Source organism: Nonomuraea sp. NPDC049655, assembly GCF_044465465.1.
In the GTDB taxonomy this organism is placed as follows: Bacteria; Actinomycetota; Actinomycetes; order Streptosporangiales; family Streptosporangiaceae; genus Nonomuraea.
In genome coordinates, this window is sequence record NZ_JBITLS010000016.1 from 238848 (window position 1) to 250939 (window position 12092).

Genomic DNA, 12092 nt, shown 5'->3' on the forward strand with positions numbered 1-12092 from the left:
GCGAGGGTACCGGGGGCGGCAGCCGCCGGCGCGGGGGTTCGGGGGAGCTCGGCTCCCCCGAGGAAGCAGGGCCCGGAGCCCTTCAGCGCGCAGCGTCCCCAGGGCGGAGGCCCTTGCCTTTGGGGCTTTGGGGCTTTGGGGCTTTGGGGCTTGTCCTGGGGGTCTGTCAGGCTTCGATCAGGCGGGCGTAGAAGTCGAGGGCCACGTCGAATCCGTCGCGGCAGTTGCGGTGCGACCGGTAACAGGGCCGCCAGGCCGAGCTGGCCCCCACTCCGGCCCGCGCGTCCACCAGCGCCGACGGCACGCGCTCCGGCCGGGGCAGCAGCCCGTGGCCCAGGTAGCGGACGCCGGTCAGCTCGGTGTGCGCGCCCGGCCCGCCGGAGACGAAGCGGCCGAGCCGCCAGCCGCTCTCCTCGTCCCACACCAGCGCGTGGCCGTCGGTCAGCTTGACCGTGGCGTGCCGCGGATCACAGGGCCCCTCCCACCAGTCGGCCACCTCGGCTCCGAGCAGGTCGACGACGCGCTCCACATAGCCCGCCGGCTGCTGCAGCCACTCGTCGGTGTACGGCTCGACATGCCTGATGGCCACGGACGGCACCCCCTTGTGCCCTGAAGGTAAGAAAAAAGCGACGGTGACCAACCATACCCGTGGCGAACTTATTCCGTTGCACGTCCGTCTAGTCATTACGGACGATATTTACGTCGGACACGGGGAAGGAGGAGAGCCCATGATTGCCACGATCCTGCTGATCACCCTGATGGCCGTAGCGGTGGCCGCCACGGAGCTCATCATGCGTTGCTCCTCGCAGGTTAAAGAGAGTGTCGAGCCGCCGACCGAGATCGTCGGGGACTAGTCTCAGGCGCATGTCCCTGCTTCTCTGGCTGCACATCGGCTTCGCCATCTTCACGATCGGCCCGCTGACCGCCGCGACGATGGCGGCTCCGCGGGCCATCCGCACAAACAACGTGCCCGTCCTGCGGAACATCCAGCGCACCACGAGGATCTACAGCCTGGCCAGCCTGGGTGTGCTGGTGTTCGGCGTGGCCCTGGGCATCGTCGTCGGGAACGGCGTGCTCGGCCTGTGGTACATGACGGCGTCGATGACGCTGTTCATCGTGGCGATCGTGTTGCTGGTCATCATCGACCGCGACCTGCGCACCGCCCTCCGCGCGCTCGAAAGCGAGAACGCGGAGGACGACGCGAAGGTGCAGACCGGCCGGGTCGCGGCGATCAGCGGCCTGCTGGCCGTGATCTGGCTGGTGATCCTCTTCCTGATGGTCGTCCCGACGCCGTGATGGTCGTCCCGACGCCTTAGCCGAGGGCCTGGGTGAGGTCGGCGAGCAGGTCGTCGACCGTCTCGATGCCGACCGACAGGCGCACCAGGTCGCTCGGCACCTCCAGGGGCGAGCCCGCCGCGGAGGCGTGCGTCATGCGGCCCGGGTGCTCGATGAGCGACTCGACGCCGCCCAGCGACTCGCCGAGCGTGAACAGCTTGGCCCGGTTGCACACCTCCACGGCCTCGGCCTCGCCGCCCGCCACGCGGAAGGACACCATGCCGCCGAAGCGCCGCATCTGCTTGGCGGCGACCTCGTGGCCGGAGTGCTCGGCCAGGCCCGGGTAGAGCACCTGGGTCACGCGCGGGTGCGCGAGCAGCAGGTCGACGACGCGTTCGGCGTTGTCGCAGTGGCGGTCCATGCGCACGCCGAGGGTCTTGAGCCCGCGCAGCGTCAGCCAGGCGTCGAACGGGCCGGCCACCGCGCCCATCGCGTTCTGGTGGTAGGTCAGCTCGTCGCCGAGGCCCTTGTCCCGCGCGATCAGCGCGCCGCCGACCACGTCGGAGTGGCCGCCGACGTACTTGGTGGTGGAGTGGACGACCACGTCGGCCCCGAGCGCCAGGGGCTGCTGCAGGTACGGCGAGGCGAAGGTGTTGTCCACGACCAGCAGCGCGCCGTTCTCGTGGGCCAGCTGCGCCAGGGCGGCGATGTCGGCGATGCCGAGCAGCGGGTTGGTGGGCGTCTCGACCCACACGATCTTCGTCTTCTGCGTCATGGCCGACGCCACCGCGTCGAGGTCGTGCAGCGGGACCGGGTCGTAGTGCAGGCCCCAGCGCTCGTGCACCTTGGAGAACAGCCGGTACGTGCCCCCGTACGCGTCGTTGGGGATGATCACGTGATCCTGCGGCCGGCACACCGTGCGCAGCAGGGTGTCCTCGGCGGCCAGGCCCGAGGCGAACGCCAGCCCGCGCGCGCCGCCCTCCACGGCGGCCAGCGCCTCTTCCAGCGCCGTCCGCGTGGGGTTGGCCGAGCGGCTGTACTCATATCCCGAACGCAGGCCGCCCACGCCGTCCTGCTTGTAGGTGGACGTGGCGTAGATCGGCGGCACGACCGCGCCGGTCAGCGGGTCGGGCTCCTGACCTGCGTGGATCGCCAGGGTCTCAAAACCGTTGGTCATAGGCCCCACGTTAACGGAAAGCGGCCCGCGATCCGTTCCCCAGCGGATCGCGGGCCGGTGGCGGGGCCCGTCCCCCGACGGCGCCCGCCCGGACCCGCGCGGCCATGCCCGCGCGGGCCACGTTCTCGAAGGCTCAGGCCGCCCGGGGCTCGCGGGCCGTCGCGGCCGTCGCGGCCGTCGCGGCCGGGGCGCTGAGCCGGACGACCTCCACGTCGATGTGGCGGCCGCTGGCGCCCTCCGCCTCCTCACCGTTGATGCGCGAGAGCAGCACGGGGTCGGCCAGCGCGAGCAGCGCCGTGACGACCAGTCCCAACCCCAGCAGAACGAACCCGATGACAACCATGTCCTGTCCCCCTTCCGACGTGTTCCAGCATCGCCGAGGAGCCGTCGCCGCCGCCTCCGCTGAAGGGCTGGTCCGGCGGCGACCGGGTCGGCCGATCGGTTGATACGAGTTGTCCGACTTCCGGCCTACTCTCGTGACGTGGGGGATTCGAAAGGCATCGTGTACTGGGTCCGGCGGCTGAGCGAGATCGCGATGCTCGGCTGGCTCGGCCTGATGCTGATGCTCGACCTGGCCATCGCCGTCAGCACCGGCGGGTTGCAGTGGTTCGTGCCGTTCTGCGGCGCGGCCGGGATCGCGGCGGTCGTCCTGCGCCGCCGCCACCGTCTTGAGGGCTTCTGCGCGCTGCTGGGGCTGTCCTTCGCCGCGTCGGTGGTCATCGGGTCGGTCGACGCGCTGGGCGCGCCCGGCATGGCCGAGACGGGGTCGCTGCTGATCCTCCTCATCGGCGTGCTGCGGCACGTGGAGCCGGTACGGCGGGCGGCGGTGCTGTCGCTCGTGGGGCTGGGCGTGCTGATGGCCGAGTCGGCCAGGCGCGACTACCCCACGGCGGGGCTGGCGTTCGCGTTCCTGCTGTTCGCGGGGTGGTCGATGGCCGCGGGCATCGGCGCCTACCTGCGGTTCCAGCAGGAGCGCCGGACCGAGGCGGTGCACTCCGTACGCCGGGCCGAACGTCTCGAACTGGCCAGGGAGCTGCACGACCTGGTCGCCCACCACATCACCGGCATCGTCGTCCAGGCCCAGGCCGCGCGTACGGTCGCCGAGCACAAGCCCGAGGCCGTGCTGCCCGCGCTCGACGCGATCGCCTCGGCCGGGTCGGAGGCGCTGACCTCGATGCGGCGCATGGTCACCGTTCTGCGCACCGAGGACGAGGCCGACCGCAGGCCCGGCACGACGCTGGCCGACCTGCGGCTGCTGACCGAGCGGTTCTCGGTCGAGGGGCCGAAGGTGGCGTTCGAGATCGGCTCGGGCATCGACGACCGGACGCTGCCGCCCGAGGTGATGACGACGCTGCACCGGGTCCTGCTGGAGTCGCTCACCAACGTGCGCAAGCACGCCACCCGGGCCGCGTGGGTGGAGGCCGACCTGCGGCGGTACGAGCGGGTGGTCGTGCTGCGGGTGCGGAACTTCGGCTCGGTCGCGTCAGACCCGCGGGTGTCCCGGCTGGGCGGCGGGTTCGGGCTGGTCGGCATGGCCGAGCGGGTGGAGGCTCTGGGCGGCAGGCTCTACGCGGGCCCGTCCCCCGAGGGCCCCTGGGAAGTGATCGCCGAGTTCCCGCTCCCCTGACCCGGCCGACCGGCCGACCGCGACCTCGCCGGATTCCCGCTCCCCTGACCCGGCCGACCGGCCGGCCGAGCCCTCGCCGGGTTCCCACTGGCCCGTGACCTCAGGATCCCGCTCCCCTGCCGCGAAGGCCCCGGCGAACCCCGGCTCGCCCAGGGCGGCGCGCAGGCGGGCGGTGATCCGGTCCACGTCATGGCGTTCGCCGGCGGGAAGGGGCGCGCCGACGGCCCGCCGGAGCGCCGCGGCCCGTCCCAGCTTCCGCGCCGCCTCCGCCAGGTGCTCGCGGCCCGCGATCGACAACGCGCCCGCCAGCCCCTCCAGGGCCAGCGCGACGGCCCGCGGGTCGCCCGTCGCGCGGGCGTTCGCGTACCCCTCGCGCTGGCGCGCCAGCGCCGTCTCGGCGTCGCCGCGCTGCTCGGCCACGAACCCCCACTCGGCCATGACGAACGCCGTCCCGGGCGTCCCCCGCACCTGCCGCAGCCAGTCGAGCGCGGACAGCAGGTACGACTCCGCCTCCTCGTACCGCCCCTGCCTGCGGGCGCTCATGGCCAGGCCGAGCAGCGCGTTCTCCTCCGCCGACCGGTACGACTGCGCCACCGCCAGCCGCCTGGCCCGCCCGTGGTAGTCGTCGGACCGCTCGTAGTCGCCCGTGAGCAGCGCGAGCCGGCCGAGCGCGGCCAGCTTGAACGACACGTCGAACCCCAGCCCCTCGGCCAGCCGCAGCGCCTCCTGCCGCAGCCGGGCCGCCCGCTCGTAGTCGCCGCGGATCTCGGCCAGCCGGTCGAGGACGTCCATGGCCTCGACCTGCCCCCATTCGTCCCCCAGCTCGCGGAAGAGGGCCAGGCCGCGCTCGCCGTCGCGTTCCATCGCCGCGAGGTCGCCGCGGCCCACCGCGAGCTTGGCCCGCAGGCACAGCGCCGCCGCCACCCCCCACCGGTCCCCCAGCTCCTCGTACGCCGCCAGCGCCCGTCCCACCGCGTCCCGGTGCGCCGCGTGGTCGCCGTACGCCCAGCGGACGAAGCTGAGGAACCAGTCGGCCAGCGCGGCCCCCGCCCGGTCGAGCGCGGCGCGGCGTACCGGCGGGGTGGGCTCGCCGAGCAGCAGCCCGATGCCGGCCAGCCACACCGAGGCCAGGGCCGCGGCGCTGTCCTCGCCGCCCGCCGCCAGCGCCGCCTCGATCGACCTGCGGGCCTCGCGCAGCCTGCCGCGCAGGATCCAGTACCAGGCGAGCGCGTTGGCCAGGCGCAGGGGCTCCGGCCCTGACAGGGCCAGCCGCAGGTTGGCGCTCTCGGCGTCCAGCCGGTCGAGCCATTCGTGCTGGCGCGGGCCGCGCAGCTCGGCGCGGGCGGCCAGGTCGGTGTAGTAGCGGGCGTGCCGCTCCCGCAGCAGGTCGTGCTCACCGGCCTCGCGCAGCCGTTCGAGGCAGTAGGCGGTCACCGACTCCAGCAGCCGGTAGCGGGGTCCCAGGGGACCGGGCGCCACGGCGACCAGCGACCGGTCCACGAGCCTGGCCAGCACGTCGAGCACGTCCACGCCGGGCTCGGCGCAGACCGCCTCGGCGGCCTCCAGGGTGCAGCCGTCGGCGTGCGCGGCCAGCCGCCGCAGCACCGCGCGTTCCTCGTCCGACAGCAGCTCCCAGCTCCAGTCGATGGTGGCCCGCAGCGTGCGCTGCCGGGCCGGGGCGTCCCGCATCCCGGCGCTGAGCAGCCTGAACCGGTCGTCCAGGCGGGCGGCCAGCTCCTGTACGCCGAGCGCCCGCACCCGCGTCGCCGCCAGCTCCAGGGCCAGCGGGATGCCGTCGAGCCGCCGGCAGATGACGGCCACGGTGGGGCCGGGCTCGACGTCCGCGCGGGCCGCGAAGAGCCGCACGGCGTCGGCCTCGGCCAGCGGGTGGACGACCCGGACCCGTTCGCCGGACACGCCCAGCGGCTCCTGGCTGGTGGCCAGCACGCGCAGGCCGGGCGCGGCCCGCAGCAGCGCCGAGACGAGCCCGGCGACCTGCTCGACCAGGTGCTCGCAGTTGTCCAGGACCAGCAGCGCGCTCCGGCCCGCCAGCACCCCGGCCAGCCTGGACGCCAGCGGCACGGAGTCGTCGTCGCGCACGCCCAGCACGGCCGCCACCGCCTCGGCCACGTCGGCGCCTGCGGCCCCGGCCAGCTCCACCAGCCACACCCCGTCGGCGAACCCGCCCCGCCGCGGCTCGGCGGACCCCTCGGGGAAGGCCAGGCGGCGGGCGGCGGCGAGGGCGAGACGGGTCTTGCCCACGCCGCCCGGCCCGGTCAGGGTCACCAGCCGCGAGTCCGTCAGCAGGGCGGCGACCTCCGCGAGGTCGGCGTCCCGGCCGACCAGCGGGGTGAGCGGCGCGGGCAGGTTGGTGAGCGGCCCGGGGTCGGCGGCGGGCGGCGGGGCGGCCAGCGAGGGGTCGTGGCGCAGGATGGCCCGGTGCAGCGCGGCCAGCTCCGGCGAGGGGTCGAGCCCCAGCTCCTCTGCCAGCCTGACGCGCAGCTCCTCGTAGCCCGCCAGCGCCTCGCTCTGCCGGCCGCCCCGGTACAGGGCCTTCATGTGCGAGGCGCGCAGCCGTTCGCGCAGGGGGTGCCGGGCGACCAGGTCGGCGAGGTCGACGTCGTGGCCGAGCGCGAGGCGCACCTCGGCCTGCTCCTCCAGGGCCGACAGGCGCAGCTCGGTCAGCAGGGTGATCTCGGGACGGGCGAACCCCTCGTCGGCGAAGTCGGCGTAGGCCGCGCCCCGCCACAGTGCGAGCGCCTGGTCGAGCTCGCGGGCGCGCTCACGCGGGGCGGCGCCGCGGCGGCCCACGAGCGCGCGGAACCGGACGGCGTCGCAGTCGTGGGCGGCCAGCCGGTAGCCGGCCGGGCCGTGGACGACCATGGCCGGGTCGCCGAGCGCGCGGCGGAGCTGAGAGACGCGGGCCTGGAGGGTGCCGAGCGGGTTGCGGCCGGGCCGGTCGCCCCACAGGTCGTCGATCAGCCGGTCGGCGGAGACCGGGCCGCCGCCGGCCGCCAGCAGGGCGGCGAGGAGCGCGCGGACCTTGGGCTCGGCGACGTGGATCTCCTCGCCGCCGTCCGTCCGGACGGCCAGCGGGCCGAGCACCCCGAATCGCACCATGCAGAGACTAACCCGTAGCCGGTCATAAGGATTTCCGTAGGGCGGTGCCGCAGGCTCCCTGTCATGACTCAGGTGACAGTTGCAGGACTCGGCCCGATGGGGTCGAAGATGGCCGAGACGTTCCTCGGCGCGGGTTTCGACGTGGCCGTGTGGAACCGTACGGCGAGCAAGACCGAACCGCTGGTCGCCCGGGGAGCCCGGCGCGCGGCCTCGGCCGCGGACGGCGACCTGCTGGTGTTCAGCCAGATCGGCTACCAGGCGATGTACGACAGCCTCGGCGAGGCCAGGCTCGACGGGAAGGTGCTGGTCAACCTCAGCTCGGGCACCCCCGAGGAGCTGCGCGCGGCGGCCCGCTGGGTGGCCGGACGCGGCGGCACGCTCATCACCGCCGGGATCATGGTCCCGCCCCCGGGCATCGGGCAGCCGGGGGCCTACTCCTTCTACAGCGGCCCCAAGGACGTGCTCGACCGGCACACGGCCACGCTCAGCGCCCTCGGCGACGTCATCCACGTCGGCGCGGACGAGGGCCTGGCGATGATGTACTACCAGTCGCTGCTGCTGATCTTCTGGTCGAGCCTGACCAGCCAGATGCACGCCATGGCGATGCTGAGCACGGCCGGGGTCTCCCCGCTGGAGTTCCTGCCGTACGTGCGGGAGACCTTCACCCAGCTCGGCGGCGACGGCGTGATGGGGTTCGCGAAGATCCTGGCCGAGGAGTTCGCCGCCGGGACCTACCCCGGCGAGCTGAACTCGCTGCACATGCAGGCCGTGGGCCTCGGCCACGTCGTGCACGCGCTGGCCGAGGCCGGCGTGGAGACCACGGTGCCGAACGCGCTGAAGGAGCTGTTCGAGCGCGCCGACGCCGAGGGACGCGGGCACGAGGGCCTCGGCACCGTGATCGAATCGATAAGGAAACCCTGATCAGTGGTTGGCGAGGAAGGCGAGCAGGTCCTGCCGGGTGAGCAGCCCGGCGGGCTTGCCGTCCTCCAGGACGACGGCCGCGTCGGCCTTCTCCAGCGCCTCGACCGCGCGCGCGACGGGTTCACCGCTGCCGATCGTGGGTAGCGGCGCCGACATGTGGTCGGAGATCGGGTCGTCGGAGGCGAGCCTGCCGTGGTAGAGGGCCTCCAGGAGGTCGCGCTCGACGATGGAGCCGACCACTTCGGCCGCCATGACCGGCGGCTCCTCCTTCATGACCGGAAGCTGGGACACCGAGTACTCGCGCATGATCGAGATGGCCGTGCCGACCGACTCGTGCGGGTGGGCGTGCACGAACTCCGGCAGGCCCGGCCCCTTGCGCGCCAGCACGTCGCCGACCAGGCCCTCGTCCGAGCTGGTGGTCAGGAAGCCGTAGTCGGCCATCCAGTCGTCGTTGAAGATCTTCGACAGGTAGCCGCGGCCGCCGTCGGGCAGCAGCACGACCACCACGTCGTCGGGGCCCGCCTTGGCCGCCACCTGCAGCGCCGCCACCACGGCCATGCCGCACGAGCCGCCGACCAGCAGCCCCTCCTCGCGGGCCAGGCGGCGGGTCATGTTGAAGGAGTCCTTGTCGGACACCGCGATGATCTCGTCGCAGATCCCGGTGTCGTACGTGGCCGGCCAGATGTCCTCGCCCACGCCCTCCACCAGGTAGGGACGGCCCGAGCCGCCGGAGTACACCGAGCCCTCGGGGTCGGCCCCGATGATCCTCACCCGGCCGTCGGAGACCTCCCTGAGGTAGCGGCCGGTGCCGCTGATCGTGCCGCCGGTGCCGATGCCCGCCACGAAGTGCGTGATGCGGCCGTCGGTCTGCTCCCACAGCTCGGGACCGGTCGAGTGGTAGTGGGAGTCGGGGTTGTTGACGTTGGAGTACTGGTCGGGCTTCCAGGCGTTGGGGATCTCGCGGGCCAGCCGGTCGGAGACCGAGTAGTAGGACTCCGGGTGGTCGGGCGAGACGGCGGTGGGGCAGACCACGACCTCGGCCCCGTACGCGCGCAGCACCGCGATCTTGTCCTGGGCCACCTTGTCGGGCACCACGAACAGGCACCGGTAGCCCTTCTGCTGGGCCACGATGGCCAGGCCCACTCCGGTGTTGCCGGACGTCGGCTCGACGATGACGCCGCCCGGCCGCAGCGCGCCGGAAGCCTCGGCGGCCTCGATCATGCGCAGCGCGATGCGGTCCTTGACCGAGCCGCCCGGATTGAAATATTCGACCTTGGCCAGCACCTGGGCGGAGATCCCCGCCGTGACCTTGTGCAGGCGGACGAGCGGAGTGTTCCCCATGAGATCGACCAGGGAATCGTAAACGCGCACCGAGGTGTTCACCTTCTTTGCCGAAGCTTGATCAGCTTGCCCGAGGCCGAGATCCAGTGGGGGTGGCAGGCCCTCGGCTAGTTTTCAAGCAAACGCTACCGCCGAGTTCGACCGGGAGGACACTACGTGGTCTGGGCAGCAGGCATGGCACGCGCGGCCAGGCGGATCGCGATGGCGGCGGCGCTCGGAGGTGGCGGGCTCACGGCTCTGGGAGCCACGGCGTACGGCCTGCTGATCGCCGAGGGACTGCTCGCGCGCAAGGCCATCGGCCGCCCCCACGGTCTGGACGGACCGCCCTCCGACGGCGTCTACGGCGATTTCCGCGGCAAACCCCTCAAGATGGCCATGCTCGGCGATTCCACCTCGGTGGGCCTGGGCATGACCGACCCCAGCCACACCCCGGCCGTCCTGCTGGCCAACGGCGTGGCGGCGGTGGCCGAGCGGCCGGTGCACCTGCTCGTGGCGGGCAAGTCGGGCGCCCCCTCCGCCGAGCTGCCCGAGCAGGTGGACGCCGCCCTCGCCATGCGCCCGGACGTGGCGGTCATCTTCGTGGGGGCCAACGACATCATCACCCAGACGCCGCCCGCCGTGGCGGTGCGCCATCTGGCCAAGGCGGTGCGGCGGCTGCGCGAGGCGGGCGTCGAGGTGGTCGTCGGCACCTGCCCCGACCTCGGCACGGTGCGGCCCATCGCCCAGCCGCTGCGCTGGGTGACCCGGCGGTGGAGCCGTCAGCTCGCGGCGGCCCAGACCGTCGCCGTGGTCGACGCGGGCGGCCGTACGGTGGCGTTCGCCGACGTCCTGGGGCCGGAATTCGATACAAATCCGACAGAAATGTTCGGACCGGATCGTTTCCATCCATCTGACCGAGGTTACGCGCAGGCCGCTTACGCGGTGCTACCGTCGGTGTGCGCTGCGTTGGGGCTGTGGCCTGAGCCGCGGCCCGCGCGGGGCGAAGGACTGCAACCGATCTACCTTGCGGCGGCAACGGCCGCGGAGGAGCCCGGCACCGAGGTCACCGCGACCCGGGTCGACGGGCGGGCCACGGGGCTCCACGGCAAGTGGGCCACGCTGTTCCGCCGGCGGCTCGGCGAGACGCCTACCGACGCGTGAGCGCGCCCGGCGGGCGGCTCGACGATCCCACCGACGCGTGATCGTGCGCGCCGGGGGTTCGGTGACGCCTGATCCGGTCACCCTCCGAGCCCGAGCCGTCACTCCTCGTCCTCTTTTGGAGTGAATTGCCTGTGCTCCGGCCCCTCATGAAACCTTCCCTGGCCCTCGCGGGGACCCTCGCCCTGACCGCCTGCTCCGGCAGCGACGCCGCCACGGCGAACTTCCCCTCCTGGCAGAACACCCAGGTCAACGCGGTCAGCCGGATCGTGTCCGCGGCCGGTGTGGTCACCACCACCTCCATGAAGCCCGACGGCACACTGGAGACCGTGGCGCTCGGCCTCGAAGACGGCCGGCGCCTGTGGGCGTACCCGGCCACCATGGCGGGCCGCCTGCCCGGCATGGGCGTCTCCGCCCCCGCGATCGTGGAGACGGCCAAGGGCCAGGGGGTGGTCGTGGCCCTCGATCCGGCGAAGAAGGGCCGCTGGAACGCCACCCTCATCGCCCGCGACGCCCGTTCAGGGGCGCAGAAGTGGGCCAGGCCCATGCACTCCACGTTCGGGCCGCAGCGCTGCGGCCCCTACCTGTGCGTGTCGGAGCACACCGCGCTGACCCACGCCCGGATGGTCGTGCTCGACCCGGCGACCGGCCGGGTGATGTGGCGGCTGCCCGGCATCTCCGAGGTCGAGTGGTCCGACCCGGCCCGGGTCCTGCTGCTGCGGATGGCCGCCAACCCCATGATCGAGTCCTACGACGTCAAGACCGGCAAGCTGCAGTGGCAGCAGCCGATCGAGCAGGCGCTCGGGCCCGGCATCGACCTGTCGGGCGGGTGGGCGTTCGGCTCGACCGGCGACAACCTGGTCGGCTACGTCGCCCCCTACACCAACCCCCAGACGAAGAAGGTCTCCACCTTCGGGCTGTTCTCCATCAGGATCAGCGACGGCACGGTCAACTGGATGCGTCCGTCGGTCGTGCGCGTCTATCCCAGCGGCAGCCCCGGCTACGCGCCCGTCGTCCGCCCGGTCGACCGCCAGGGCGCCTACGGCGGTTTCGCCAGGCTCGACTCCGAGACCGGCCGGGTGGTCGGCCAGATCACCGCCTCCGACGTCCCCGGCTCGGGCTGGTGGCTGGCCTTCCCCGACCGCATGGACAAACTGGGCTTCCTCAAGCACGACGCCAAGGGCAGCGCCTTCGACCTGGCCTCGGGCAAGCCCGCGCAGGTGGGCGAGGAGCGGGGCTGGTCCTTCTGCGTCACCGATCCCAAGCCGCTGCCGCTGCGCGGCCAGGCCCCCGGCTTCTACTCCACGGCCGCCGTCTGCGAGTACGACCTGGGCACCGGCACCCGCGTCTCCCCCATGAACGCCCCGCCGCCCTGGTTCACCGGCAGCCAGGACGGCTGGCGCCTGTGGCGCGACGAGAAGGGCGCCGTGCACGCCGTCAACGACCACACCGCCACCGCCCCCGGCATGTACGGCTGACGCGGGGCCCCGGGGC

The 12092-nt window shown here is 73.2% G+C and carries 10 protein-coding genes and 1 pseudogene; 6 read left to right on the forward strand and 5 right to left on the reverse strand.

All coding sequences use genetic code 11. The annotated features are described in order from the left end of the window. Window positions 1–166 precede the first annotated feature (166 nt). Window positions 167–589: a DUF6292 family protein gene (locus ACIBQ6_RS41920; protein ID WP_358294493.1), complete on the reverse strand. Its 423-nt coding sequence runs from the start codon at window positions 587–589 to the stop codon at window positions 167–169. A 139-nt stretch (window positions 590–728) separates the two neighbouring features. On the opposite strand from ACIBQ6_RS41920, the gene ACIBQ6_RS41925 reads away from it, so the two are divergent. Then, window positions 729–854 carry a hypothetical protein gene (locus ACIBQ6_RS41925; protein WP_352326121.1) on the forward strand — a complete coding sequence of 42 codons (126 nt, stop codon included), beginning with the start codon at window positions 729–731 and terminating at the stop codon, window positions 852–854. A gap of 10 nt (window positions 855–864) precedes the next feature. Further along, the gene (locus tag ACIBQ6_RS41930) at window positions 865–1296 is read left to right on the forward strand and encodes a DUF2269 family protein (RefSeq protein WP_352352991.1); all 432 of its coding nucleotides are present in this window, start codon (window positions 865–867) and stop codon (window positions 1294–1296) included. A gap of 16 nt (window positions 1297–1312) precedes the next feature. Here ACIBQ6_RS41930 and ACIBQ6_RS41935 read toward each other — a convergent pair whose 3' ends face one another. Together ACIBQ6_RS41935 and ACIBQ6_RS41940 are read right to left on the reverse strand one after the other, a co-directional pair. Next, window positions 1313–2452 (reverse strand): cystathionine gamma-synthase, encoded by a 1140-nt coding sequence (locus ACIBQ6_RS41935; RefSeq protein ID WP_387677017.1) that lies wholly within the window; start codon window positions 2450–2452, stop codon window positions 1313–1315. A gap of 133 nt (window positions 2453–2585) precedes the next feature. Further along, window positions 2586–2795: a hypothetical protein gene (locus ACIBQ6_RS41940; RefSeq protein ID WP_397218571.1), complete on the reverse strand. Its 210-nt coding sequence runs from the start codon at window positions 2793–2795 to the stop codon at window positions 2586–2588. A gap of 588 nt (window positions 2796–3383) precedes the next feature. Here ACIBQ6_RS41940 and ACIBQ6_RS41945 point away from each other — a divergent pair. Continuing rightward, window positions 3384–3650 (forward strand): annotated as a pseudogene (locus ACIBQ6_RS41945) (histidine kinase); the annotation flags it as partial. Between the two features lie 285 nt (window positions 3651–3935). Here the strand turns inward: ACIBQ6_RS41945 and ACIBQ6_RS41950 are convergent. Next, window positions 3936–7199, reverse strand: coding sequence for a BTAD domain-containing putative transcriptional regulator (locus tag ACIBQ6_RS41950; protein WP_397218572.1), 3264 nt, complete (start codon window positions 7197–7199; stop codon window positions 3936–3938). Between the two features lie 72 nt (window positions 7200–7271). Here ACIBQ6_RS41950 and ACIBQ6_RS41955 point away from each other — a divergent pair, with 72 nt between their 5' ends. Then, window positions 7272–8120, forward strand: coding sequence for an NAD(P)-dependent oxidoreductase (locus ACIBQ6_RS41955; protein WP_397218573.1), 849 nt, complete (start codon window positions 7272–7274; stop codon window positions 8118–8120). Here the strand turns inward: ACIBQ6_RS41955 and ACIBQ6_RS41960 are convergent, their stop codons facing one another. Continuing rightward, on the reverse strand, window positions 8121–9491 hold the full coding sequence (locus ACIBQ6_RS41960; RefSeq protein ID WP_397218574.1) for a cystathionine beta-synthase: 1371 nt from the start codon (window positions 9489–9491) through the stop codon (window positions 8121–8123). A 126-nt stretch (window positions 9492–9617) separates the two neighbouring features. On the opposite strand from ACIBQ6_RS41960, the gene ACIBQ6_RS41965 reads away from it, so the two are divergent. Next, on the forward strand, window positions 9618–10601 hold the full coding sequence (locus tag ACIBQ6_RS41965) for an SGNH/GDSL hydrolase family protein (RefSeq protein WP_352323552.1): 984 nt from the start codon (window positions 9618–9620) through the stop codon (window positions 10599–10601). A 146-nt stretch (window positions 10602–10747) separates the two neighbouring features. Then, window positions 10748–12076 carry a PQQ-binding-like beta-propeller repeat protein gene (locus ACIBQ6_RS41970; protein WP_358294498.1) on the forward strand — a complete coding sequence of 443 codons (1329 nt, stop codon included), beginning with the start codon at window positions 10748–10750 and terminating at the stop codon, window positions 12074–12076. The last annotated feature ends 16 nt before the right edge of the window (window positions 12077–12092 follow it).